The following is a 25,619-nucleotide window of genomic DNA, read 5'->3' on the forward strand; positions in this document are numbered from 1 at the left end:
GCGAAAGTCATTCCTTATACGGCAATCCACTCACCGGGGGGAGGGGTTGCCGACTTATGAACATTGCAGAGGCACACAATGTGCCAAATACATCGGGTAAAACCGACGACCACCACGGGTCGTTCCAGATCATAGCCGAGCCTGCGTCACTTGTTGCGCAAGGGCATTGAGGCCAATTGCGACAGAAGCTGACACAACAATTCATACCTTCCGTAGGATTTTTCCCAACAGGCCTCAATTTCCTCCGCCAACAGCCGAAGTCCTTAGTGACAGAGTGATTTGTCCGACAATCGCTGCCACAACAAAAGCGATGCCGCACTCAAGGATCAGGGTTGACCAAGAACGTTTACGGCTGCCAATAAACCGCGAGTCATCTGCACTGCGTGGGCCTACAAGAAAATCTGGAGCGCGGATGAACATCAAACAGAAGTTGACCTGGGCGTTTGCAATCATCGCCTGCCTGCCCGTGGTGCTGGTCGCCACCGTCGTTGTGCTGAACCTGCGCAGTGATGCCAGGGACGAATTCGTCGACGGCAGTGCCCGCGAGATTCGTCAGGTCAGCAACGCCATGCAATTGTTCTTTGACGGCATCAGCCAGAACGTCGACTACCTGGCCAGGCAACCGCTGATCCGAAACTCCGACGACAGCCTCAAGACTTACATGGCCGCCAACGCCGAGAGCGTCCCTCAGGGCGAGGCTGACAAGAAAGTCTTCACCCTGCTCCAGGACCTGGGCAACAGCCACCCGGCCTACGCCTATGCCATTCTCGGCACGGCGGCGGGCGGCTACGTGTCGTGGCCGGATGATCCGAAGCTGAGCAACTACGACCCGCGCCAGCGCCCCTGGTACAAAGCGGCCCAGGCCAAACCGGGCAAGCCGTTCCGCACCGAGGCCTATTACTGGGCCCAGGACGATGCGACCTACGTCAGCACCGTGCGCACTATCGACAACAAGTTGGGCACCAACGGTGGCGTGGTCAGCATCGACGTGACGCTCAAGCAGCTCACCGAAATCGTCAAACAGATCAAGCTCGGTGAAACCGGCTACCTGATGCTGCTGGAAAACACCGGCACGGTCCTGGTGGACCCGAAACAACCGGAACACAACTTCAAACCGTTGAACAGCCTTGGCGACGGCTACGCGCAACTGGCCAAGGCCGGCAAGGGCCTGGTGGAAGTGGAGTTGAACGGCGAGCGCTACATGGCCAACGTCTGGCCATCGGAGCAACTGGGCTGGACCTTCATCGGCCTGATCAAACAGAACGACGTGATGAGCTCCGCCACCCAGTTGACCTGGTTGATCGCCATCATTGCTGCCGTCCTGGCCGTTATCTTCGCCATCGTCGGCGCCAGTTTTGCCAGCCTCATCGTGCGCCCGATCCGTAGCGTGGCCAGCGGCCTGGAAGGCATCGCCCAGGGCGAAGGCGACCTGACCCAGAACCTGCAAATCCGTGGCAGCGACGAAACCGCGCAACTGGCCAACTGGTTCAACCAGTTCCTGACGGCGATCCGTAACCTGATCCAGAACATCGGTGGCGCAGCGGGCAAGATCCTCGACACCTCCAAGAGTTCGACCCAAGTCTCCAGCGACATGGCCGAAGCCGCCGGACGCCAGCGTGAAGCCGTGGACATGGTGTCCACGGCGTTCCACGAAATGGTCGCCACCGCCAACGAAGTCGCACGCTCTTGCAGCCAGGCGGCGGAATCCGCCGACAGTGGCCAGCGCCAGGCGCGCGAAGGTCAGCAGCAGATTGATGCGGCGGTGAACAGCGTTGATCGCCTGAGCCAGGAAATCGAACAGTCGGCCCAGTCGATGCAACAGCTGGAGCGCGACAGCAACGACATTCAGTCGATCCTGGGGACCATCCGTTCGATCGCCGAGCAGACCAACCTGCTGGCGCTGAACGCTGCGATCGAAGCGGCCCGTGCCGGTGAGCAAGGTCGCGGCTTTGCCGTGGTGGCCGATGAAGTGCGGGCCCTGGCCAAACGCACGGCTGACTCCACGGCGGAAATCGACGGCCTGCTGGGCAACCTGGCCAAGCGCACCAGCCAGGTGACCCAACAGATGCACGCCAGCCTGGAAGTGTCCCAGCAATCGGTGACGCGCATCGGCGAAGCGCGCAACAGCTTCGGGCAGATTCGCGAGTCGGTGGACGTGATCCGCGACATGAACACCCAGATCGCCACGGCGGCGGAACAACAGCATCAAGTGGCCGAAGACATCAACCGGCACATCAGCCAGATCCATGGCGATGCGCAACTGGTGGCGGAACTGGCCAACTCGGCACGCCTGGACTCCCAGAGCCTGGCCGGGTTGTCGAATGAACTGGACGTATTGGTGCGCAGGTTCCGTACCTGATCCATCCCGCCCCAAAGATCTTCTGTGAACAAAGGAGATCCATTGTGGGAGCGGGCTTGCTCGCGAAGAGGGCATCAGCGTCAACATCAATGTTGACTGCTATACCGCTTTCGCGAGCAAGCCCGCTCCCACAGTTGTTTGTGTTCAGCGTTCGATAATGGCAGTCACGCCCTGCCCGCCCGCCGCGCAAATCGAAATCAGTCCCCGCCCCTTGCCCGCCGCATCCAGCAACTTCGCCAGGTTGGCGACGATGCGCCCGCCCGTGGCGGCAAACGGGTGCCCCGCCGCCAGTGAACTGCCCTTGACGTTGAGCTTGCTGCGGTCGATCGAGCCCAGCGCCGCATCGAGCCCGAGACGGTTTTTGCAATATTGCGGATCTTCCCAGGCCTTCAATGTGCACAGCACTTGCGCGGCGAAGGCTTCGTGGATTTCGTAGTAGTCGAAGTCCTGCAAGGTCAGGCCATTGCGCGCGAGCAGGCGCGGTACGGCATAGACCGGTGCCATCAATAACCCTTCCGCACCGTTGACGAAATCCACCGCCGCCGCCTCGCCGTCACGCCAGTAGGCAAGAATCGGTAACCCGCGTGCCCTGGCCCATTCCTCGCTGCCCAACAGCACCAGTGACGCGCCATCGGTCAGCGGTGTGGAGTTGCCTGCGGTCAGGGTGCCCTTGGCGCTTTTCTCATACGCCGGTTTGAGGGCGGCGAGCTTTTCCAGCATGGAGTCCGGGCGCAGGTTGTTGTCGCGGGTAAGTCCCAGGAACGGTGTCATCAGGTCGTTGTGCCAGCCTTCGGCGTAGGACGCGGCCAGTTTCTGGTGGCTCTCGAGCGCCAGTTGATCCTGTGCCTGGCGAGGGATGTTCCAGGTCTGGGCCATCAGCTCGCAATGCTGGCCCATGGACAACCCGGTGCGCGGCTCGCCGTTGCGCGGGAATTCGGGGATCAGATGCTGGGGACGCAATTGCAGGAAGGTTTTCAGTTTGTCGCCGGTGGTTTTCGCGCGATTGGCTTGCAGGAGGATCTTGCGCAACCCCTCGCTGACACTGATCGGCGCATCCGAGGTGGTGTCCACGCCACCGGCAATGCCGCAATCGATCTGGCCCAGGGCAATCTTGTTCGCCACCAGCAACGCCGCTTCCAGCCCGGTACCGCACGCCTGCTGGATGTCATAGGCCGGGGTGGCAGGCGACAGTCGCGACCCCAGTACGCATTCGCGTGTGAGGTTCATGTCCCGCGACAACTTGAGCACGGCCCCGGCAACCACTTCGCCGATGCGCAGGCCATGCAGGTTGTAGCGTTCGATCAAGCCCTCGAGAGCGGCGGTGAGCATCACCTGGTTACTGGCCGTGGCATAGGGGCCGTTGGAGCGGGCGAAGGGAATCCGGTTACCGCCAATGATCGCGACACGGCGCAGCTGGGTCATAAGAGCTCCTGGTGAATGATTCAAAACGAAACCCGCCCCCTGTAGGAGCGAGCTTGCTCGCGATAGCGGCCTGTCAGCTACATTGATGCCGATTGGCTTATCGCTATCGCGAGCAAGCTCGCTCCTACACTAGCGTAGGCCTTATCTCGTGGATCGAACGACTGATCGCCATTCATGGTCCACACTTTCAACCCCAGCTGCTGGAGCGCGTTCCATGTCCGACCGCTATATCGACTTCGCCAACTCGTCCATCGGCCATCGCCTGGTCGGCGCCCTGGGGCTGCCGGCGCCGACCAGACTGGAGCGCTGGCAAGCAGGCCGACTGCGACCTGTAGAAGGTGCGCTGCTGATCGGCGGCGGGCCGTTGGCGGAACACGTCAGCGCCTTCGCCAACCGCCTGACCGACTCGATCTACAGCTACGGCAACGGGCCCTCAATGGCCACGGCCTGGATTCCCGGCCACGGACCGAAACTCAAGGCCGTGGTGTTCGACGCCAGTGATCTGCTGCACACCGACCAGCTCAAGCAACTGCGCGAGTTTTTCCAGCCGCTGATGAAAAACCTTGATCACTGTGCGCACCTGGTGATTCTCGGGCGCGATCCGCAATCCCTGAGCGACCCGTTCGCCGCCAGTGCACAGCGTGCCCTGGAAGGTTTCAGCCGTTCGCTGGCCAAGGAGTTGCGCAGCGGTGGCACCCTGCAATTGATCCATGTCGGCGAAGGTGCCGAGACACAGCTGGAAGGCCCGCTGCGGTTTTTCCTCTCGCCCAAAAGCGCCTTCGTGTCCGGGCAGGTCATTCGCTTGAATCCCTGCTCGACACCCGTCAGCGACTGGACACGCCCGCTCGCCGGGCGCAAGGCACTGGTCACCGGTGCGGCACGAGGCATTGGTGCCGCCATCACGGAAACCCTGGCCCGTGATGGTGCCGACGTCATCCTGCTCGACGTGCCACCGGCCAGGATCGATCTCGAGGCCCTCGCCGCGCGCCTCGGCGGGCGCAGCATCACCCTCGACATCTGCGCCGAAGACGCTGCCGCGCAGTTGATCGAACAGTTGCCCGACGGCCTCGACATCGTGGTGCACAACGCCGGCATCACCCGGGATAAAACCCTGGCCAACATGACCCCGGAATACTGGGACGCCGTGCTGGCGGTCAACCTCAATGCGCCGCAAGTACTGACCAAGGCCCTGCTCGACAGTGGCACCCTGCACGACAACAGCCGGGTGGTTCTGCTGGCGTCCATCAGCGGCATCGCCGGCAATCGCGGACAAACCAATTACGCCGCGAGCAAGGCCGGGCTCATTGGCCTGGCGCAAGCCTGGGCGCCGCTGCTCCAGAAGCGCGGCATCAGCATCAACGCCGTGGCGCCCGGTTTCATCGAAACCCAAATGACCGCGCACATTCCCTTCGGCCTGCGCGAAGCCGGACGCCGCATGAGCTCCCTTGGCCAGGGCGGCCTGCCGCAAGACGTCGCCGAGGCCGTGGCCTGGCTGGCGCAACCGGGCACCGGCGCGTTCACCGGGCAAGCGTTGCGCGTGTGCGGGCAAAGCGTTCTGGGGGCTTAAGGATGATCACCGACTGGCACACACTCGACCGCGAACCCGGCCTGCCGGGGTTGTACGCCCGCGCCGCGACACGGCGAAAAATCACCGGCACCACCTTGCCCGACTCGGGTTTGCGTTGCTGGGTCGATGTCGATCCCAAGCGCCTGGCGGCCTATCGCAAGGTCTGTGGTTTCGCCGACAACGGCCTGCTGCCGCCGACCTACCCGCATATCCTTGGCTTTGCCTTGCAGATGCAATTGCTCACGGCCAGGGAGTTCCCGTTCCCGCTGCTGGGCCTGATTCACCTGAGCAATCGCATTCGCGTACTGCGCCCCATGGGCGGGGTAAACCGGGTGCGCGTCAGCGTTCAGGTGCAGAACCTGCAACCACACGCCAAAGGCGCGACCTTCGATTTGCTGACCACCCTCGACGATCAGTTGGGGCCATTGTGGGAAGCGCAAAGCCGGATGCTCTGTCGCAGCGCCAAACTCCAGGGCGAACCGCTCGAAGAGCAACTGGCAAGCAGCCTGGCCTTGACCGAAGTCGAACACTGGAAAGCGCCGTCGGACATCGGCCGGCAATACGCCAAAGTGTCCGGAGACTACAACCCGATCCACCTGAGCGCAGCCAGCGCCCGACTCTTCGGCTTCCCGACCGCCATCGCCCATGGCCTGTGGAACAAGGCACGCACCCTGGCTGCACTGGCCGTGCATCTGCCAGTGGCGAATGTCGAGATCGCAGTGCAGTTCAAGAAACCGGTACGGCTACCCAGCGAGGTGACATTGCTGGCCAGTGCACCGGGGGCGAGCGGGGACTTTCAACTGACGGGTACCGGGGGCCTGGAGCACATGGTCGGACATTGGCGGCCGGTGGCCGGCCTGATCGCGATTGAACGCGTTTCCCTGTAGGAGCGAGCCTGCTCGCGAAAAACGCCAGGACAGCGTGGGCATTCAGGCAGCCCGCGTCATCGTTGACGTCCATCGCGAGCAGGCTCGCTCCTACAGAAGAGCAGAGCAAAGCAGATCGGCGTACGCAGGCGCTTTTCACCATTCAGCAGGCCGAGCGTTAGCTCGCCTGTCGCTCTTGATCTTGATCCACCCGCCCCCCTCGGGAGGCTGAGCGGAGGGCAATGCCCCCGGATGAATGCCGGAGCGAAGGAACCCCGAGCCCTGGCGAGGGGCCGGACGTTCGGGGCGAGCGTTTTTTTGCTTACTTTTTTGAGGCGCTTGTCAAAAAAAGTGAGTCGCCGTAAGGGCGAAACCATCAGCAGCCGTTACCGCAGAAACGGATAGTCAGCCAGATCAGTAGGACAAAGCTCTGCATTCGGTAAAAAACGTCAGCTTTGGCTGAATGATTCTATGCTGACATTACTCAGTGTTGGTCAGGGTAGACACACTCATGAAAGCCAGCCTCCCCCACAAACAAAATGGCGCAGCCATCCCGTTCCTGAACCTGTCGGGCATCGGTCGGGTGCCGAATCTGCCGGCGACCCTCACGGCCAGTGCGAGCCTGCGACTTTGAGTGCCGGCGACAAACTCTTCGGGCGCCTGCTCAACCGCCATCCGCCGCCCCCGCCGGAGCCGCAAGAGACACAGCGGGTGCCCAGTTTCGGCTTGCAGATACAGCTCGATGCCGAGGGGCGTGTCGTTCAACTGAGCGGTCCGCTACGGCACCTGTTGACTCAGCAAAGCCCCGGCACGCAGGCACCGCACCTGCTCGACTTCCTGTTGCCCCACAGCAGCCTCATCATCGAAGGTGTACCGGCAGACTGGCAGGGACAAACCCTGGACCTGGACTTCTACAGCCTCAACGGTCCGCCACTGCATTTGCGCGGCTGGGTGCAACCCTTGACCGATGCCTGGTTGTTGCAGATGCTCGACATCGGCGACTTGCTGCTTGAGCGCCGGCAATCGCGCAACCGCGAACAATGCCAGGTGCTGGCAATGCACATCACCGAGCAGTTGCGCCTGTGCAGCCTGACGCGCCTGCCCGAAGTGCTCGGCGAACAACTGCAAAGCCTGGCCCAGCGTTTTCAGATTCCCTGCATTGCCCTGGCCTTGCTCGATGAGCAGGGACAGGGTTGGCAGATTCACCAACACTACGTAGCCCTCGATGCTCCACAACTGTGGCAAAACGGCCAACGCCTGGGCACGGGGCTGGACAGTTTGAGCGGTTCGACGCCGCAGCACCTGACCCTGCGCGAACACCCGCGCCTGCAAGGGACCTTCGGCAATACCGATGGCTTCGCCGTGCCCTATCACGATGCGCAAGGCGTGGTTGCCTGGTTGCTGTGCGGTTTCTATACGGCGCACCAACGCGCCCCCGATGTCACTGAGCGCGACTGGTTGCAAATCACCGCTGCGCTCGCCAGCCCCTTGCTCGAACGCCTGCGCGAACACCGGCATCATCTGCAACTGGAACGCCTGGAATCGCTGCAAGCATTGCTGGGCACAGGCTGGTGGGAAGTTTTCAGCGACAGCGACGAGTTGCAATTGGCACCTTCGCTGGCCACGACCCTGAACCTTGGAGCGACACGTTTATCCGTGCAGGATTTGCTCGACAAGGTGTATCCCGCCGACCGCGAAGAGCTGCGCATCCGCCTGCAAGACTTGCAGGTGTCGGGCATGCCGCTGCTGTTGTGCGTGCGCCTGTATCACCCCGACGGTGCACCCGAACCGATCTGGTATCGCCTGCAAGGCCAGGCCCTGGGCGCGGGGAAAAAACGTCGGCTGGTGGGTTTCATGCTCGACATCAGCGACATCAAGAACCAGGAGCAGAGCGCCGCCGCTGCCCATGCACGCCTGGACAATCTGATCGCCAGCTCACCCGCGGTGATTTACGTACAGCGCTATGTCGAAGGTGCGTTGCAACCGGTGTTCTTCAGCGACAGCCTGTTGCCGCTGCTTGGCTGGACCCTCGCCGACTGCGCGCCCGGAACACTGGTGGAGCGGGTGCATCCCGACGACCGCTTGCAGTATTTCGAGCGCACGCGGCAGTTACTGCGTGAAGGCTCGGTGCGCGCCCGCTATCGGATGCGCGACAGCCGCGGCGACTATCACTGGCTGCTGGATGAAGCGAAGCTGTTGCGCGATGACCTCGGTTTGCCGGTAGAAGCCGTGGGCCTGTGGCTGGACGTCACCGAAGCGACCCTCGCCACCGAACAGGTCAGGCAGAGTGAGGAACGCTACCGGACTCTGGTGGAAGACTCTCCGGCGATGATCTGCCGCTACCAGCCGGACCTGACCCTGACCTTCGGCAACCGTCCGTTGGCCACTTATCTGGAACTGGCGCCCGAGCAATTGCCGGGGATGAACCTGGGTAGCTTGATGTCCGAGGAACAGCGCGATGCGTTCATCCAACGGCTGAACCAACTGAGCCCCGAGGTTCCGGTCAGCACCGCCGAGATCAACCTGCAACTGCCCGGCCACGAACACGCCTGGTGGTTCTGGTCCGATCGCGGGGTATTCGATGAACAGGGCCGGTTGCTCGAAGTTCAGGCCGTGGGGCGCGACAACACCGAGGTGCAGCGCGCCGCGCGGGTGGTGGATCACATGCGGGTGTTCGGCCGCCGCTCGGAAATCGAGCAGCAACCGTTCAACCCGGCCCTGGCCATCGAAGGCGCGCTGTCGCTGTTGTCCGAGGGCATGCGCGGCAAAGGCATCGACCTGCGCACCAACGAGACCGGTTTTGAAGTGCAGGTACGCGGCTACGTCGATCAGCTTGAACAGGTGCTGATCAACCTGATGGTCAACGCCCGGGACGCGCTGCTCGGCAAGCGCGAAACCCGGCCCGGGTTCAAGCCGTGGATTTCGCTGCACGCCGAACGGGATACGCACTCGGTACGCCTGTGGATCGAGGACAATGGCGGCGGTATCGACCCGCGTTTGCTGGAGCGGATTTTCGAGCCGTTCTTCACCACCAAACCGGCGGGCGTCGGCACCGGCCTGGGGCTCTCGGTGAGCTACGGCATCGTCGAAAACATGGGCGGCAGACTGAGTGTCAGTAACTCCACCGAGGGTGCGCGTTTCTGCATCGAGCTGCCGATTGTGCTGCCGGATCAGATCACCAGTGACAACTGAGGTTGGCACCCACCTCGACTTTGCTCAGGTCGATCCCCAGGCTCGCCAGTGTCGAGCATAAAAAACCCCTGTGGGAGCACAGGGGTTGAGAGGCCGGCTGATTCTAGGATGCGTGCGGTGGGTAGTTGGCCAATATCCGCGTGACCGTTTCCCAGATGGCATCGCGACGATCCGTCGGGTTCGGCGTGCGGCTGAGTATCTGTTCGTCACTGCCGCGCCACACCAGCTTGCCGTCCTTGCCATCGAGCATGTCGATCTGGATGGTCGCTACCTTGTAGCTGACATTGCGGGTTTCGTTATACATGGGGGCGCCGTAGTAGCCATGCCACGGGTTACCCCAAGCGCCGCCGTAATTGGTGGTCACCTGTTGTTGCCGCTCTTCGACAATCAGGTAGGTCTGCACATTCAAATCGCCCTTGGCGCCTGCGGCGGCCGGGCGCAAACCGCGCTGATCCAGTTGATCGGCAACCGCCTGACGGATGCGCTGTTCGGTCAGGTCGCTCTTGATTCGTGGATCATCGGGACGGTATTGCAGGGCGGGTTCTTTCCACGTCCAGCTGCGATAAGCAGCAAAATCGCGGCTGGCGTCGAAGTCATGATTGACCTGGTTGGCGGCGCAGGCACTGAGCAGCGCGACCACTGCCAGTAATGCAAAACGGCGGAACATGGTGATTCTCCGATTGAAGGCATGATCCTGTGAAATGCTTCTTATCTACAAGAAGCTAACTAGGAGGATACGCCGACATTGCCTTTTCCACAGCCTCCCGTATCGCGTCGGCCCGCTCGCTTTCGCTGCCCCGGTTGCCGGTTTCAGCGCTCGAGCTCCATACCGGCTGGCCACTCCTGGCGTCAAACATATCCACCTGAACTACCACGACCTGTTCCGAATAGGTACGCACAATCGGCACGCTGCCGTACATGCCGTATCCCGGCCCGTAGCCGCCGTAACCGCCGTAGTAACCGTAATCGTCCCGGACCTGGCGCAAGCGGGTTTCCAGGCGCAGATCGGCGCTGACAAACAGGTCGGCCGGGCGATTGTCGTGCAACGGGCGCAAGCCGCGTTGATCCAGCGCATTGCTGACCGCTTCGGCGACCTGCGCCGAGTCGGCCCAGGCGGTGCCCGGTGGCAGGTGCCCGTCGAGCCACGCCCAACTGCGGTAGCGCCCATAGTCACGGGGGGCTGCCGGGTAAGCGCTGCGGTCAAAGGTGTTGGCGGCCTGGGGCGGTGCCGGTGGCAAAGGGTTGGACGTGGCGACATAGGGGTTGCTGCCCTGACAAGCGGCCAGCCCCAGGCAGAAAAGCAGTAAACCTGAATGACTTTTCATTGCGTGCTCCGATCAGACAGGCCGACAGATCCAGTGCAAGTAACGCCCAAGCCCGGCAAAGCTCGGATGACGACGGTGGGCCAGTTCCATTTCCAGCAAGTCCACCAGCTCGGCGCGAGCCTGGAATTCCACCGGCATGTAATCGTGAAAAACCCGCACTCCACTCTCTGATTCGACCCGCCACAGGCCTTCAAGTTGCGCCGCCAGCTCGCGTGGATCAAGGGGTTGCTGCGGGGTCAGGCTCTGCTTTTCGCCGGCCATGTCGTTCTTGCGCATCTTGCGGAAATGGCCCTTGAGCAAGTTGCGATAAATCAGCGCATCGCGGTTGTAAAACGCCAGGGACAGCCAGCCGTCCGCCTTGGTCAGCTGATGCAGCACCGGCAGGATGGCATGGGGTTCGGCCAGCCATTCCAGCACGGCGTGGCACAGCACCAGGTCGTAGGGTTCGGTGAGCTGCCCGAGCAGCTCCTGCCAGGGAGCCTGAATGAACGTGGCGCTCTGCCCGGCTTCGGCAAAACGCTGGCGGGCCCCTTCGAGCATCGGTTCGGCAGGCTCGGCGAGGGTCACCTGATGGCCACGCTGGGCCAGCCACAACGACATGTGGCCAAGGCCGGCGCCGATGTCCAGAACACGCAGCGGCCGGTCGGGCAGGATTTCGGCCAGATCGGCCTGCAACACCGCCAGACGGATCGCACCTTTGGCACCACCGTAGATTTTTTCGGCAAAACGGGTCGCCAGTTGATCGAAATGACGGTCGCTCATCAGCTGAACCTCCGTTCGCTGTCCGCCAGCTTGCTGCGCACCACGGCCTCCATGTCCAGGCCCAGCTCGCTGCACAACAGCAACAGATAAAGCACAATGTCACCGACTTCCTGCCCGGCGTGGGCGAGTTTATCCGCTGGCAACTGGCGTGACTGGTCTTCGGTCAGCCACTGGAAAATTTCCACCAGCTCGGACATTTCCACACTCGCGGCCATGGCGAGGTTTTTCGGGCTGTGAAATTGCTGCCAGTCATTGCGGTCACGGATGGCGTGCAGGCGTTCGGTCAGTTCAACAAGGTTCATCGGGCTCTCCTGAAGATGTATAGCTTCGGGGGGATGACCGAGGATGGCAAGTGACAACGTTTTTCGGGTGGGAGCGAGCCCGCTCCCACAGGACCGGTGCAACGCTCTATGCTTGTGGGAACCCGGCAGCATGATCGACAGCCCAAGACTCGATTCTCTTTAATCAGGACTCCCACTCCATGCAGGTAGAAGGTTTTTCCGAATGGCTCGGCCAGGTACTTGGCTCGATCATCCGCTTCATCGTTGATAGCCTCAGTGGGCTGTTCAATCTGTTGAGCAACGCCAGCAGCAATTTTGTCGAAGGCTTGTCCCAGGCGCTGGGCATGGATACCTCGGTCGTCAGCATCGTGACCTTGATCCTTGGGCTGATACTGATGTGGTCGGCGATCCGTGCATTTCTCAATGCGTCGTTCATCATGGGGATCATCTGGCTGATGCTGGGGCTTTGGTTATTTAGCTGGATCATTCACTGACCCCCACAATTGATCGCGGCTTGCTCTCGATGTGCCGCTACAATGCCCGCTCCTCCAAGGAGCCTGCATGTCCAACCTGACCGCCGACTGGCGCGACCGCCCTACCCATCGCCGGGTCTGGGCACTCGCCGCGCCGATGATTCTTTCGAACATTTCCGTACCGTTGGTGGCACTGGTCGATAGCACCGTCATCGGCCACCTGCCCCACGCCCATCAACTCGGAGCCGTTGCGGTCGGGGCCAGTCTGTATACCTTCCTCGCCTGGGCCATGGGTTTTCTGCGAATGGGCTCCACCGGGTTCGCCGCCCAGGCAGCCGGGCGCGGGGATGGTGCGGCCTTGCGACAGATTCTGCTCCAAGGCCTGTTGCTCGCCATCGGCCTGGCCGTGGTGTTGGGTGCGGTGGGGGTGCCATTGAGCGGGGTCGCGTTGCACTTCATGCAGCCGTCGGCGGAGCTCGATCAACTGACCCGCGAGTTCTTCCACACCCGCCTGTTTGGCCTGCCGGCGGCGCTCGCCAGTTATGCCTTGGTCGGCTGGTTTCTCGGCACCCAGAATGCCCGGGCGCCACTGGCGATTTTGCTCAGTACCAACCTGGTCAACATTGCCCTGAACCTGTGGTTCGTCCTCGGCCTGGAATGGGGCGTGGCGGGTGCTGCCCGGGCCTCGGTGATTGCCGAATGGACCGGTGCACTGATCGGTTTGCTGATGACTCGCAAAGCCCTGCGCGCCTACCCCGGGCATATCGCCTGGACGGCATTGGCGCTGTGGCAGAGTTGGCGGCCATTACTGGCGGTCAACCGCGACATCTTCATCCGCAGCCTCGCGCTGCAATCGGTGTTTTTCCTGATCACGGTGCAAGGCGCGCGGTTGGGCGACGCCACGGTCGCAGCCAATGCCTTGCTGCTCAACGGATTGCTGCTCACCGCCCACGCCCTCGATGGCCTGGCCCACGCCGTCGAAGCCCTGTGTGGGCATGCGCTCGGCGCCCGCGACCGCGATGCCCTGCGCCGTTCATTGGTGGTGGCCGGCGGCTGGTCGTTGCTGGCGAGCCTGGGCTTTGCCGCGCTGTTTTTGTTCGCCGGGCATCTGTTCATCGAGATGCAGACGGACATTCAGAGTGTGCGCGACACCGCGTTCATTTACCTGCCCTACCTCGCCGTATTGCCGCTGATTGCTGTCTGGAGCTACCTGCTCGACGGTCTGTTCATCGGCGCCACCCGCGCCAGGGAAATGCGCAACGGCATGCTGCTGACCGTGGCGCTGGTGCTGCCTTTCGGCTGGGCGTTGCAAGGCTGGGGCAACCATGGCCTGTGGATAACCTTTCTGTTGTTCATGCTGCTGCGCAGTCTGACCCTTGGCGTGATCGCCTGGCGCCTGCGTCGTCACGATGGCTGGTTCGTCGGCAGCACTCACTGAACGGGCGTGGCCCCGACAAACGCCGAGACTTCATCCAGCACTGGCGCCAGTCCACGCAACGGACGGGATAACGTGGCCACCAGCGTGGCGTGACTGGTGCGGGAGAAATACAGGTCCTGCACCGGCACCCCCGCCTCCCGCAACTTTTTCGCCAGCCCACCGGTATTACGCGTCGGGTTGACCACGTCATCGTCACTCGAAGCCATCAGCAATGCCGGCGGCGCTCCTCGGCTGACATGGTTGATCGGTTGTGAGCGAGGCGGCGAGTCCGGCCAGAAAAATACCGGGCGTACCTCCGGATTCTGGATCGGCAAGAAATCATAAGGCCCGGCCAGGCCGATCCAGCCGCGCAAATCATGGGGCGACATGCCCACTGCCGCGAGCAGGCCGGGGTCCAGTGCCAGCATTGCGGCGTTATAGGCCCCGGAACTGTGGCCCATCAGATACAGCTGTTGCGGGTCACCGGAATACTGGCGAATGTGTTCATGAGTCCAGGCCACCGCTTTGGCGCAGTCTTCGAGAAACAGCGGATAGCGCACCTGTGGATACAAGCGATAGTCCGCCAGCACCGCGACGATGCCCCGCGAAGCCAGTGCCTCGCCGACAAAGCTGTAGTCACTGCGTGAACCGCTATTCCAGCTGCCGCCGTAGAAAAACACTACCACCGGGGTGTTCGGCCCGGCCTTGCGTGGCACGTACACATCCAGCTTTTGCCGTGGATCGTTGCCATAGGCAATGCCCTCGGCCTTGCCAAAAGAACCGTCGGGGGTCAAGGCATTGAGCATTTCCAACGGCGAACAGGCGATTACCGTGGCCAACATCAGGCCAGCGAATGCCACGCATAACAGCCGCCAAACAGGCCGCATCATCAATTTCGACCTCATGGCCAGGGTGGGTCGTTCTGCCACAGGTGACGCAGGCTATCGAGGCGTTCCTGTTGAGTCCTGCCCGGCAATGGCTGCACGGGCACGGCGTCGGGATATTGCAAGCGTAGCCATATCCAGCCATCAAGCACCGGGCGCTCGCTGAAACCCAGCGCCCCCCCTCCAGCACGTGGGCCGACAAGCGGTAGAAATCGACACCGGTGGATTGGCTCCAGCGCCAGGCATGCTGCTCGAGCAGGCAGGTTTGCAGTGTTCCCTGTTGCCCGGCGCTGAGGCTCTCCTCGACTGCCAACGGGCGGACAGCCAGCCCCGGGTTGGACACACGCTGCCAGCCCTCACAGCCCATCGCGCGATCCGCCCAACTGCCGCCGAACCAGCGCAACTGGTTGATGGGCCCCAGCCAGCGACTCAATTCAGCGGCATCGCAGGCATCGAAAAAATAGCTGGCCGTGATCGGGTTGTAGTAGTTCAAAAGGGCCCGGTGCAGGCCAAGCGTGACCGTGAGCATGCGCCGCAAATGCGCCAGCAACGTCGAAGCACTGGCCTCACTGACCATCAGCAACCCGGGCCAACGTTGTCCGTCGACGATGCATAAATCGGCCAGTGCCGGGCAGGTGCGCAGATCGACCAGGACCGGCCCCTGCTCATGCAGCGCATGCCACTCGGTATCTTCGAACAACCCTGACCACCGGGCTTGAGCAAACATCTGCCGAAGTGTGACACCCGCCTGTGGCGTGCCCGGCACATCCAGCAACAGCCACTGCTGTGGTGCTTCGGGCGTGCGTGTCACGATCATGCTCCAGAGCTCTGGCCAAGCTGCGTCGCCAGACGGCAGGTGCACAATGCCTCTGCACAGTGGTTGAAACTGCCACCGCCGGGCAGCAGGCACAACACCAGCAATGGCTCTCCCGACCGCAACCACTGCTCCAGGCCCTCATCAGGGGTGCCGGTGGCCTGGGGTGCGTCGGTGTCCGTCACCTCGATCGTTGCCGGTACATGCAGCAACCCGGCTATCTGTGGCTGATCGGGATCGCCCTCGACAAAACTCACGACCAGCTCAGTCCCTTCCCGCAATGGCGAGAACATTTCGGCCTGCAACGGCCTGGCCAGGGGCAACCAGCAATGACTGGGCGCTGCCCCTTCGCCCTGATAAAGCCAGTCGAATTGCACCGGTACCGGTCTTGCCGGGTCGGGGCCTGGTTCATCGACTTCGACGACCCACGCCCGTTGCAGGCTATGCATCTGTGGTTTGACCGCCGCACAGGACGGCTCGAATGGTGTAGGCCAGCGCAGGGCACGGACCTGATTGTGGTAGGGCGTCGCCATATCCTGGCTGCCCCAATGTTCAACGTGGGTCAGCAGCCAGAGTCGATTGCATTCGGTAACCGGATGACCGGACAGCGGCATCAGCCCACCGCTGCGCAAGGTCGCCAGGTCTGTCCGGCATTCGGCACGCTGGGCTGCTGTTCCCCCGCAGCGCTGACGTTCGAACTGCCGCACCGCCGGCCCAACGCCCTCGTTCCGGAACACCGCCGGTTCGCCGGTTGGGAAATGCTGCCGGTCATCCCCAAACACCACACAGTGTCCGCAGGCCCGGTGTTCGAAGTGGTAGTGAAGCCGTTCCTGGGCGCACAGTCGCTGCAGAAACTGCAAGTCTGACTCTCGATATTGCGTGCAAAAATCTCTGGGCAGGTATTCGCCGCTCAGCTCCAGGCGTCGATCCTTGCCGGTAATGCCATGCTCCCTGAGCACCTGGTCGAGGATTTGCGGCACCGAACGGCCGCTGAAGATTCGTTGGCTGAAGCGCTGGTCCAGGCAAGCCAGTTTTGGCCCCAGGCGCACCTGGCAGAGTCGGGGCCCCGAGGCATGATCACGCTGGACGAGTTCATGCAACTGTCCATGCACGTGGTTTCCGGCTGGCCCGAAATGCAAGGCGGCCGGGCGGTACAGCAAACTGGCAAGGTCCAGCACCGGGTCATCGATAAGCAACTCCAGGTCGAACACGAACGGCTCACTGATGGCTTCTTTACCGGTAAAGGCCAGGACCTCGAAGGAGTCGGGCAGACCTGCTACATCCAGACGAGATGACGGTTCGCTGACTGGATTGAACATCGGCGTTTCTCTACAGGAGGGGCGGCCGGGGATTCTCGCTGAGAGACATGGCCGAGTAGAGTGCCGAAGTACAACTTAGGAAATGACCTACGCGAAAAGAAGACCAAATGGCATGGATCGCCAAGGACGTGGGTATTTTCGTTTGAAAAAACAGAAACGCCGTACCAGGTCATCTGAAATTTCCGCGGCAAACGGAAAAATTTCAGACAACCTGATCAGCGTGACGCTTACCTCAGGAAGACAGGTAAGACGAACGGGTCAGCCCCAGACGCAAGGCATCGAGGAACTGCGTGCGCTCGGATGCGCTGATGCGGGCACTGGCGCACTTGTCGCGGTAGTGAGTCATCAGTTCTTCCGGCGACAAGTGCACGTAACGCAGCATGTCTTCGATGGTGTCGTGGGTTTCGATACCGGCGTGGTACACGCTGCCGTCGGCGTTCTGGTAGATGTTCACCGAGTCGGTGTCACCGAACAGGTTGTGCATGTCGCCAAGAATTTCCTGGTAGGCACCGACCAGGAAAACTCCCAGCAAATAGTCTTCACCTTCGTTCAGCGCGTGCACCGGCAAACTGGTTTCGATGCTCTGCTCGTCGACGTACTGGTTGATCTTGCCGTCGGAGTCACAGGTCAGGTCTTGCAGCACCGCACGACGCAGCGGCTCTTCATCGAGGCGGTGCAGCGGGATGATCGGCAGGACCTGATCAATGGCCCAGGTGTCCGGCAGGCTCTGGAACACCGAGAAGTTGCAGATGTATTTGTCCGCCAGCTTGTCGTTGAGTTCGTCCAGCACCTGACGGTGGGAACGCTGGCGCGCCTTCAGCGAGTTGTGCAGGCGACGACACACCGCGAAGTAGCATTGCTCGGCCAGTGCTTTCTCGGCCAGGGTCAGCTTGCCGTCGGCATACTGGGCAGCGACATCGCTCATGTAGTGCGTGGCGCGCCAGTAGGTTTCGGTGACCATCTCGATGTCGGTCGGACCCAGCAGGTCCACCAGCCACTGCACGGTTTCCGGCAGTGCTTCCTTGTTCTCGATCTGCGGAACGTCGTCGTTGTGTTTCTCGACGTCGGTCACTTGCACCACCAGCATGGCGTGGTGGGCGGTCAGGGAGCGGCCGCTTTCGGAGAAGATGTTCGGGTGCGGCAGACTCTGCGCATCGCAGAATTCCTTGAGCATCCCGACCACGACGCCAGCGTAATCGTCCATGTCGTAGTTGATCGAACTGGCGTTACGCGAGTGCGTACCGTCGTAATCCACGCCCAGGCCACCGCCGACATCGATGTGGTCCACCGGCAGGCCGAGGTTGCGCAACTCGCCGTAGTAACGGATCGCTTCCTTGAAACCGTGCTGGTAGTCAGCGAGGTTGGCGATCTGCGAGCCCATGTGGAAGTGCAGCAGGCGAATACCCTGGTCCAGGCTGGCCGCACGGAAGCGCTCGACCACCGACAGCAGTTGCGCCGCCGACAGACCGAACTTGGATTTCTCGCCGCCGGTGTCCGCCCACTTGCTCGACGCCAGGGACGACAGGCGCACGCGCAGGCCGACCTGAGGCTTGACCTTGAGCGAGGCCGCTTCTTCGATCACCAGACCGACTTCGGATTCTTTCTCGATCACGATGAACACGTTGTGGCCGAGCTTCTGGCCCATCAGCGCCAGGCGGATGAATTCGCGGTCCTTGTAACCGTTGCAGACGATGGTGCCGCCCTTCGGCGCCAGTGCCAGCACTGCCAGCAGTTCGGGCTTGGACCCGGCTTCCAGGCCGATGGAAACGTTCTGGGTGGCGATGATGTTCTCGATCACCGCTTCCTGCTGGTTCACCTTGATCGGGTACAGTGCGGTGTACTTGCTCTGGTATTCCAGACGTTCGATGTTGGCGTCGAACGCGCCGGTCAGCTGACGCACGCGGTCCTGCAGAATGTCCGGGAAGCGGACCAGCAATGGCAAGGACAGGCCGCTTTTGCGCAGCTGGTCGACTTGCTCGAACAGGTCGATAGGCGAGCTGCTCGGACCGTTCGGACGAACTTCGACGCGACCGGCGTCATTGATCGCGAAATACCCGGCCCCCCAATGGCGAATCCCGTAAACACTGCGGCTGTCCGCAACTGTCCATTGGCTGCCATCGTCTTTGCGTGTGCGTCGTACGGACATCGAAGTCCCCTATAAAGAAGTCATAGTGCGTCGCCTGGGTTCAGGCCGGCGCAGTCTAAAGAATGAAAATGACGGTTCGTCAACGAGGCAATAGACCCCGCCGACCGCAGTGAGTTTAGAAACCGGTCATGAACAGGCTCTGTGAAAACCATGTGGCTGACGCCAGGCCTGAATGCCATCAGGACCGGATCAAGCCGAGGGTGGTTTTCACAGAGGCTGCTAGCCGCCGGACTTCTTCGCTTTGAAACCGAGCTTGATCAGTTCTGCCAAGAGTAGCTCGACATGATCGCCCTGGATTTCGATGACACCGTCTTTCAACGCCCCACCGGTACCGCAACGTTTCTTCAACGTCGTACCCAGTTCCTTGAGCGCATCTTCAGCCAATGGCACGCCGGTGATGGTGGTCACCGTCTTGCCGCCACGGCCCTTGCTTTCGCGACGCACGCGCGCAATGCCGTCGCCGGCCGGGATAACGGTCTGTTTGCAGATGCAGGCGTCCACCGGTTTACTGCATTCCGGGCAATGACGACCTGCGTCGGTGGAAAATACCAGGCCGCCCAGGGCGGCGAAGGATGCGGCTTTTTTGGCCACCGGCAATCCTCTTTGGAGGACAAAGACTGGCCGCAGCACCTGGGAAGTGCCATCGACCGCGAAGCCCCACTCAGGCAGGGGCAGCGCTACTGAAACGGTTCGACATTCATTTCATTGCAGGAGCGAGCTCGCGATGAACGTCAACGATAACGCGCGGCATCAGACAGCACGTGTCGTCCATTCGTTTTTCGCGAGCGAGCTCGCTCCTACACGTAATGCATCTTTGTAGGAGCGAGCTTGCTCGCGATGGTCGTTAACGATAACGCGTGCATTCAGAATACACGCGTCGTCCATAAGTTCATCGCGAGCTCGCTCCTACAGAAACAGCCATACCGGTTCAGCTTGAAAAGGTCGCGCAGTGTAACGGCAAAAACGCCGATTGCTAAGAGCCAATCGGCGCCAATTTATAGCCTTTTTGCGACGTCTTGCCCGCGAGACCTCAGATAGCGTTTCAATGCCGCCAAAGAGTCCGGGCAGTAAGGCTTTTCCTCGATTTCCCGCAGCACTTGCTCAATCGGCAAAAAGCGCGCTTCGAGCACCTCTTCCGGTTGCAGGATCAACGGGCCGTCCCACACAGCCGAGAACGCCGAACACCACAGGCGATTACCGGTGTCCTCGAAGAAAAAATGGTCATGGGCGGTCAGCTCCACGCCACTCACGCCCAGTTCTTCCTCAAGTTCCCGGGCCGCCGACTCGGCGTAGGTTTCACTTGCGAGCACCATGCCACCCGCCGCCACGTCCCAGTAACCGGGATAGATCGCCTTGCTCAGCGTGCGGCGATGCACGCACAACTCGCCAGCGGAGTTGAACAATATGATGTAGGTGCCGCGCCCGATCAGCCCGCGCTCGCGCAGGTCGGAACGGACCAGGGCGCCGAGCAGGTTGTCCTGCTCGTCGACCCAGGCGATCTGTTCGGCATCGGACGCCGCGCGGTGCGCGGCTTCCCTGGCGTTATCGACCATGACTCAGCCCTGATTGAGCAATTGACGCAAATCGATCACCGCCGCGTTGGCCCGGGAAATGTAGTTGGCCATGACCAGCGAGTGGTTGGCCAGCACACCGAAGCCGCTGCCGTTGAGGATCATCGGGCTCCACACCGGCTCCTGCGACGCCTCCAGTTCACGAATGATCTGGCGCACGCTGACCGTGGCGTTCTTTTTGGCCAGCACATCGGCGAAGTCGACTTCGATGGCACGCAACAGGTGCGACAGAGCCCAGGCCTGGCCGCGGGCTTCGTAGAACACGTTGTCGATCTGCAGCCATGGGGTTTCGACGATTTCTTCGTCAACCTGAGGCGCCACGCCCGGCGCCACCACTTCGGTCTTCAACGCCGTGTTTAGCTTGACCCGGCCAACGCTGGCCGACAGCCGTTGCGACAGAGATCCCAGACGCGTGCCGACATCACCCAGCCAGTTGTTCAGGTTATCGGCGCGGGCATAGAACAATGCGCTCTTCTGGTTCGGATCGGACAGGCGCGCCTGATAGCGGCTCAGGGAATTAATGCCTTCCTGGTACTCGGACTCACTGGACGGCAGCACCCAGCTCTTGTTGTCGAAGTTGAAACGCGGCTCGGCCTTGGCCAGGTCGGCGTCTTCAGCGGACTGCGATTGCGAGCGGGCGAAGTCTTTACGCAATGCGCGGCTCAGGTCGCGGACCTGCACCAGCACGCCGTATTCCCAACTCGGCATGTTGTCCATCCACAGGCCTGGCGGGAATCGGTCGTTGGAAATATAGCCGCCCGGCTTGGTCAGCAAGGTGCCGGCGACGGTCTTGAGGGTTTCCACCGTGGTGTAGCCGACCACCATCTGCTTGCCTTCTTTCTCGGCCGCCAGTTGAGCGGTTTGCTGGACCGGGAACAACGCCGGCTCCTGGCTCCAGTACCAGCCCAGGACACTCGCCACCAACAGGTAGATGCCCAGCAGAGTGGCCAGCGCCCGGCTGAACAACAGGCCGCCCAGATAACTGCGGGCCTCCGACTTCGGTTCAGCGGTACGTTCAGGCGCACTGCCTGTGCGGTTCTTCCAGTCCAGCATGGCGATATCCTTTCAATCTCTTGGGTTCGACGGTTCGACCACAACCATACAACAACGTGCCTTGGCCCGGCACCCGCCATTGCATCGAAGGGGAAAATTACCGGGCTTGTGATGAAAAGTGTTCCTGCCCACCCGACGACGCTGCCGCCCTCAAAATCCACCTAATGGTAAGGATTGCACCCATAAGGGAATCCCTTACCCCCTGAAACCCGAAAAACCGAACCGGTCAGCACTCGCAAAAAAATCATCAATGGCCGAATGCCAATCGCTCGCCAATGGCCGCCCCACACCCGTCAAGTGCCCTGATTAATGCACTTCGCCCTCCGCACGCCGCGACTTCCAGGGCCAAAACCAGACCGACCGGTCACAAACTGAATGGAGTCACATTGCAGATTATTGACGTACAGCACTCATGTAATGGAAAAGTGGTGCTAGCATAGAGCCACCAGTCGACCTCAGTGTGCACCCTAACTAGTAGTCAGGATATGACCGAGCCAGAAGACCCCAGCCGCGAGCGCCTCAAGCATCACTTTGCCCAGCGGGTAATTCATCAGGCTCGTCAGATTCTTGAGATATGGCAGCGCCTGCAACGCAGTGAGTGGTCCACCGCCGACCTTTCGGAACTGAGCGAGGCCAATCTGCGTCTGCTGCGTTTCGCCGAGCGTTTCGAGCAACCGGAACACACGCAACTGGCACGCCATATCGGTCAGTCCCTGGAAGCGGTCGATGCCAACCGCGGACGCCTGAGCAGCGGCCTGATCACCGACCTCAATCGCTTGATGCAGCGCCTGTCACGCACCGGTCTGCGCCATGGCGACCAACTCGATCAAACCTTCCTGCCACCACTGCGCAAGCCTATCTATGTGATGCTGCAGGATCACGACCGTGCCGAGCGCCTGGCCAAGCAACTGGAATTCTTCGGGCTCAGCGCCCAGTCCCTGGACAGCGTAGACGCATTTCGCTCGTCGATGGTTGAGCGCTCGCCGGCGGCGATTGTCATGGACGTGGATTTCAGTGGCCCCGGCGTCGGCCTGAAACTGGCCGCCGAAGCCCAGGAAGGCCTCGACCAGCGTTTGCCGCTGCTGTTCTTCAGCCTGCACGAAACCGACACCCCGACCCGCCTGGCCGCCGTGCGTGCCGGTGGCCAGGAGTTCCTCACCGGCACCCTCGAAGCGTCGAGCCTGCTGGAGAAAATCGAAGTCCTGACCTGCGTCGCCCAGTACGAACCTTATAAAGTGCTGATCATCGACGACTCCCGCGCCCAGGCCCTGCACACCGAGCGCCTGCTCAACAGCGCAGGGATCGTTACCCGGACGTTGATCGAGCCGATCCAGGCCATGGCCGAACTGGCGGATTTCCAGCCGGACCTGATCATCCTCGACATGTACATGCCGGCCTGCACCGGTACGGAACTGGCCAAGGTGATCCGCCATAACGACCGTTACGTCAGCGTGCCGATCATTTACCTGTCGGCCGAAGACGACCTGGACAAACAGCTCGACGCCATGAGCGAGGGCGGCGATGATTTCCTGACCAAACCGATCAAGCCCCGGCACCTGATCACCACCGTGCGCAACCGCGCCGCGCGAGCCCGCAACCTCAAGGCACGGATGGTCCGTGACAGCCTCACCGGCCTGTACAACCACACGCACATCCTGCAATTGCTCGAGGACTGCTCGTTCCGCGCCCGTCGCGAGAACAAGCCGCTGAGCTTTGCCATGCTCGATATCGACCACTTCAAACGGGTCAACGACAGCCACGGCCACCCCATGGGCGATCGGGTGATCAAGAGCCTCGCGCTGTTTCTCAAACAACGCCTGCGCAAAACCGACTTCATCGGCCGCTACGGTGGCGAAGAGTTCGCCATCGTCATGCCGGACACCGATATCGAAGCGGCCTACAACGTGCTCGATGAAATCCGTCAGCGATTTGCCGAGATTCACTACCCCGCTCAACCCCAGGATCTGTGGTGCACCTTCAGTGCCGGGGTGGTGGAGTTATGCGAAAGCTCCGACAGCCTGATGATGGCCAGCCAGGCCGACGAGGCGCTGTATCGCGCCAAAGACGGTGGACGCAATCGCGTACAGGCCGCACGCACATCAAAGCAAAGTGCCACTTTTTTATCGGAATCGACCGATACGGTCATAACCCTGTAACAGAAACGCAATAAGTTCAGGCACTTACCATTTCTGCCGTTGGTAGTCCGTAATGCGCCTGAAGCTGCTGACCAATCTCAATACCCTCCTTCTGGTGGCCGTGTGCGTGGCCCTCGGCGCTACGCTGTGGTGGTCGCAGAAAGCCCTTGAGCGCCCGTATCTATTAATGGAGCGCTACCTGGGTCTGTCGCAGCAGTTTCAGAATGAAGTCGCCCGCAGCATCGAAGATTACCTTGGCAGCGGCGATGCACTGCGCCTGAGCAGTGCCGCCCAAGGCATCGAAAGCCTGCAAAAACAACTCGGCGAATTGCCACCGGCCCTGGCCGAGACCTTGCGCCCCAGCCTCTCGACCCTTGAAGAGTTCAGCAAAACCGACCTGCTAGCCGCCGGCAAACTGGCTGGCGATCCGCAGGCGCTGTTGCTGCAGGCCGAGCGGGAACTGGGCGCCAGTCTCGATCAACTCAGCCAGTACGCCAGTGGCAATGCGGCCTACCTGACGCCGCTGCTCGCCGCCTCCCAGCACCTGGGCAAACTGTCCCTGGCGCGGGACAAACTGGTCAGCAGCGGCCGCAGTGAACTGGCCGCCGATGTCGAACGCGAAGTGGCCAACATCCGCACCCAGGCGGAGAAGCTCGACGCCCTGCCGCTGCTGGGCGTGACCACCAGCAGCGAGTCGAACACCGATGATTTCGCCTCGATGATGGGCCTTGAGAACAAGGAAAAAACCGTTGCCGAAGATGCCGGCGTTGGCCTCAAGCGCGAGCTTAACAGTCTGCTCACCCGCTACCCGGCCGAGCTCTCGCGCACTCGCGATCAAATCAGCAAACGCGCCGACCTCAGCACCGCGACTCACTTGAAAATCGCCGACGTGCAACAGGCCATCGCCGGGCTGGAACCGGTGGTACGCGCCCAGCACGGACAGATCCAGGGTGAAGTGCGGTTGATGCAAGGCGTGATGATCGGCTTGATTCTGTTGATCGCGCTGCTGATCGACACCCTGCAGCGCAAACTGGCCCGGACCCTGACCAACCTCGCCCCGGCCCTGTCGACCTGGGCCGAAGGCGACTTCAGCCGCGATATTGAACTGGGCAACACCAACCGCGAACTACATGACATTGAAGCCTCGCTCAACCGCTTGCGTGCGTATCTGGTGGACCTGGTGGGGACCATTCGCCGCAACGCCGAACAAGTGGCCGGTAGCAGCCGTACCCTGGCCGACCTGAGCAACGACTTGCACAGCGGCGCCGAGCACCAGGCCGGCGACACGGCGCTGATCCGCGATTCCCTGAGCGAACTGGAAGCGACCATTCAACAAGTCGCCGGTGATGCCAGCCAGGCCGCCGACGCCAGCCGCCACGCGGGCCTGGCCGTGGAGCATGGACAGAAAGTCATCGGCTTGAGCCTCACCGGTCTGCATGCGCTGGTGGATGAAGTGCAAGGCAATGCACAAATGATCGAACACCTGGCCGAAGAGTCGGCCACCATCGGGGGCGTGTTGACGGTGATCCGCTCGATTGCCGACCAGACCAACCTGCTGGCCTTGAACGCCGCCATCGAGGCAGCCCGGGCCGGGGAGATGGGCCGAGGCTTTGCCGTGGTGGCCGAAGAGGTGCGCTCACTGGCGCAACGTACCGCCGGGGCCACGGCAGAAATCCAGACCTTGATCGCAGGGCTGCAAACCGCCGCGCGACAATCGGTGGAAGGCATGCGCGCCCAGGTCGAACACGCCGAAGCCACCGCCAACCAGGCCCAGGCCGCCGATGGCGCGCTGGATAAGATCGTCGGGGCAATCCAGACCATTTCCGACACGGCGGTACGCATCGCCGATGTCACCGCCCAGCAAAGCGGCGCTGTCAGCGAGATCCGCGACCACAGCGAGCGGATTCACCAGTTGGGAGGGGATAACCTGCTGCGTATTGGCGAAGGCCGCGAGCAGGGGGAGAACCTTTTGGTGCTCGGTGGACGACTGCATACAGCCGTTCAGGCGTTCCGCGTCTGACAGATTGCTTTCG

Annotated in this window: 20 protein-coding genes and 2 pseudogenes; 10 read left to right on the forward strand and 12 right to left on the reverse strand. The window is 61.7% G+C overall.

Going from position 1 to position 25,619, the window contains the following annotated elements:
- Nucleotides 1-412: 412 nt before the first annotated feature.
- Both ACEN8Q_RS20135 and ACEN8Q_RS20140 read left to right on the forward strand, forming a co-directional pair.
- A pseudogene (locus tag ACEN8Q_RS20135) lies at nt 413-1,501 on the forward strand (cache domain-containing protein); the annotation flags it as partial.
- A gap of 129 nt (nt 1,502-1,630) precedes the next feature.
- Nucleotides 1,631-2,359: a methyl-accepting chemotaxis protein gene (locus ACEN8Q_RS20140; RefSeq protein WP_413427971.1), complete on the forward strand. Its 729-nt coding sequence runs from the start codon at nt 1,631-1,633 to the stop codon at nt 2,357-2,359.
- 144 nt (nt 2,360-2,503) lie between these two features.
- Here ACEN8Q_RS20140 and ACEN8Q_RS20145 read toward each other — a convergent pair whose 3' ends face one another.
- Nucleotides 2,504-3,781: an acetyl-CoA C-acetyltransferase gene (locus ACEN8Q_RS20145; RefSeq protein WP_413703639.1), complete on the reverse strand. Its 1,278-nt coding sequence runs from the start codon at nt 3,779-3,781 to the stop codon at nt 2,504-2,506.
- A 214-nt stretch (nt 3,782-3,995) separates the two neighbouring features.
- Here ACEN8Q_RS20145 and ACEN8Q_RS20150 point away from each other — a divergent pair, with 214 nt between their 5' ends.
- From ACEN8Q_RS20150 to ACEN8Q_RS20165, 4 genes are all read left to right on the forward strand, one after another.
- Nucleotides 3,996-5,348: a 3-oxoacyl-ACP reductase gene (locus ACEN8Q_RS20150; RefSeq protein WP_413703640.1), complete on the forward strand. Its 1,353-nt coding sequence runs from the start codon at nt 3,996-3,998 to the stop codon at nt 5,346-5,348.
- A gap of 2 nt (nt 5,349-5,350) precedes the next feature.
- On the forward strand, nt 5,351-6,235 hold the full coding sequence (locus ACEN8Q_RS20155) for a MaoC family dehydratase (RefSeq protein ID WP_413427412.1): 885 nt from the start codon (nt 5,351-5,353) through the stop codon (nt 6,233-6,235).
- Between the two features lie 490 nt (nt 6,236-6,725).
- Complete coding sequence (locus ACEN8Q_RS20160; RefSeq protein ID WP_413427411.1) at nt 6,726-6,848, forward strand: hypothetical protein; 123 nt, start codon at nt 6,726-6,728, stop codon at nt 6,846-6,848.
- On the forward strand, nt 6,845-9,406 hold the full coding sequence (locus tag ACEN8Q_RS20165) for an ATP-binding protein (protein WP_413427410.1): 2,562 nt from the start codon (nt 6,845-6,847) through the stop codon (nt 9,404-9,406). The genes ACEN8Q_RS20160 and ACEN8Q_RS20165 overlap by 4 nt, the downstream gene beginning before the upstream one ends.
- A 103-nt stretch (nt 9,407-9,509) precedes the next feature.
- Here the strand turns inward: ACEN8Q_RS20165 and ACEN8Q_RS20170 are convergent, their stop codons facing one another.
- From ACEN8Q_RS20170 to ACEN8Q_RS20185, 4 genes are read right to left on the reverse strand one after another with little or no spacing between them, the layout of a single operon-like run.
- Nucleotides 9,510-10,073, reverse strand: coding sequence for a DUF4136 domain-containing protein (locus tag ACEN8Q_RS20170; RefSeq protein WP_413427409.1), 564 nt, complete (start codon nt 10,071-10,073; stop codon nt 9,510-9,512).
- A gap of 55 nt (nt 10,074-10,128) precedes the next feature.
- The gene (locus tag ACEN8Q_RS20175) at nt 10,129-10,731 is read right to left on the reverse strand and encodes a DUF4136 domain-containing protein (RefSeq protein WP_413703641.1); all 603 of its coding nucleotides are present in this window, start codon (nt 10,729-10,731) and stop codon (nt 10,129-10,131) included.
- Between the two features lie 12 nt (nt 10,732-10,743).
- Nucleotides 10,744-11,493 (reverse strand): methyltransferase domain-containing protein, encoded by a 750-nt coding sequence (locus ACEN8Q_RS20180; protein ID WP_008016770.1) that lies wholly within the window; start codon nt 11,491-11,493, stop codon nt 10,744-10,746.
- Nucleotides 11,493-11,795 (reverse strand): MazG-like family protein, encoded by a 303-nt coding sequence (locus tag ACEN8Q_RS20185; protein WP_413427407.1) that lies wholly within the window; start codon nt 11,793-11,795, stop codon nt 11,493-11,495. Before ACEN8Q_RS20185 ends, ACEN8Q_RS20180 begins: the two co-directional genes overlap by 1 nt.
- 179 nt (nt 11,796-11,974) lie before the next feature.
- Here ACEN8Q_RS20185 and ACEN8Q_RS20190 point away from each other — a divergent pair, with 179 nt between their 5' ends.
- On the forward strand, nt 11,975-12,268 hold the full coding sequence (locus tag ACEN8Q_RS20190) for a hypothetical protein (RefSeq protein WP_413427406.1): 294 nt from the start codon (nt 11,975-11,977) through the stop codon (nt 12,266-12,268).
- A 67-nt stretch (nt 12,269-12,335) separates the two neighbouring features.
- Complete coding sequence (locus tag ACEN8Q_RS20195) at nt 12,336-13,685, forward strand: MATE family efflux transporter (protein WP_413427405.1); 1,350 nt, start codon at nt 12,336-12,338, stop codon at nt 13,683-13,685.
- Here ACEN8Q_RS20195 and ACEN8Q_RS20200 read toward each other — a convergent pair.
- The 7 genes and pseudogenes from ACEN8Q_RS20200 to ACEN8Q_RS20230 all read right to left on the reverse strand — a co-directional run bounded on the left by ACEN8Q_RS20200 (nt 13,679) and on the right by ACEN8Q_RS20230 (nt 21,451).
- Nucleotides 13,679-14,506 carry an alpha/beta hydrolase gene (locus tag ACEN8Q_RS20200; protein ID WP_413705509.1) on the reverse strand — a complete coding sequence of 276 codons (828 nt, stop codon included), beginning with the start codon at nt 14,504-14,506 and terminating at the stop codon, nt 13,679-13,681. The two genes, ACEN8Q_RS20195 and ACEN8Q_RS20200, sit on opposite strands and share 7 nt — an antisense overlap.
- Nucleotides 14,507-14,565: 59 nt before the next feature.
- Nucleotides 14,566-15,365, reverse strand: a pseudogene (locus tag ACEN8Q_RS20205) (DUF4123 domain-containing protein).
- Nucleotides 15,362-16,681, reverse strand: coding sequence for a type VI secretion system Vgr family protein (locus ACEN8Q_RS20210; protein ID WP_413427403.1), 1,320 nt, complete (start codon nt 16,679-16,681; stop codon nt 15,362-15,364). The pseudogene ACEN8Q_RS20205 and the gene ACEN8Q_RS20210 overlap by 4 nt, the downstream one beginning before the upstream one ends.
- Nucleotides 16,682-16,913: 232 nt before the next feature.
- The gene (speA, locus tag ACEN8Q_RS20215; RefSeq protein ID WP_413427402.1) at nt 16,914-18,827 is read right to left on the reverse strand and encodes an arginine decarboxylase; all 1,914 of its coding nucleotides are present in this window, start codon (nt 18,825-18,827) and stop codon (nt 16,914-16,916) included.
- Between the two features lie 219 nt (nt 18,828-19,046).
- The gene (locus ACEN8Q_RS20220) at nt 19,047-19,418 is read right to left on the reverse strand and encodes a translation initiation factor Sui1 (protein WP_008016777.1); all 372 of its coding nucleotides are present in this window, start codon (nt 19,416-19,418) and stop codon (nt 19,047-19,049) included.
- Between the two features lie 404 nt (nt 19,419-19,822).
- A complete protein-coding gene (locus tag ACEN8Q_RS20225; RefSeq protein ID WP_413427401.1) occupies nt 19,823-20,380 on the reverse strand; it encodes an NUDIX hydrolase in 558 nt (185 codons plus the stop codon).
- 3 nt (nt 20,381-20,383) lie between these two features.
- Nucleotides 20,384-21,451, reverse strand: a complete 1,068-nt coding sequence (locus ACEN8Q_RS20230; protein WP_413427400.1) for a DUF2333 family protein — start codon at nt 21,449-21,451, stop codon at nt 20,384-20,386.
- Nucleotides 21,452-21,936: 485 nt separating this feature from the next.
- Between ACEN8Q_RS20230 and gcbA the strand changes: the two genes are divergently transcribed.
- A complete protein-coding gene (gene gcbA, locus ACEN8Q_RS20235; RefSeq protein ID WP_413703642.1) occupies nt 21,937-23,607 on the forward strand; it encodes a diguanylate cyclase GcbA in 1,671 nt (556 codons plus the stop codon).
- Nucleotides 23,608-24,562: 955 nt separating this feature from the next.
- Nucleotides 24,563-25,606 (forward strand): methyl-accepting chemotaxis protein, encoded by a 1,044-nt coding sequence (locus ACEN8Q_RS20240; protein WP_413705510.1) that lies wholly within the window; start codon nt 24,563-24,565, stop codon nt 25,604-25,606.
- The last annotated feature ends 13 nt before the right edge of the window (nt 25,607-25,619 follow it).

It is taken from the genome of Pseudomonas sp. Pseusp16 (genome assembly GCF_047324915.1).
In the GTDB taxonomy this organism is placed as follows: domain Bacteria; phylum Pseudomonadota; class Gammaproteobacteria; order Pseudomonadales; family Pseudomonadaceae; genus Aquipseudomonas; species Aquipseudomonas fluorescens_CD.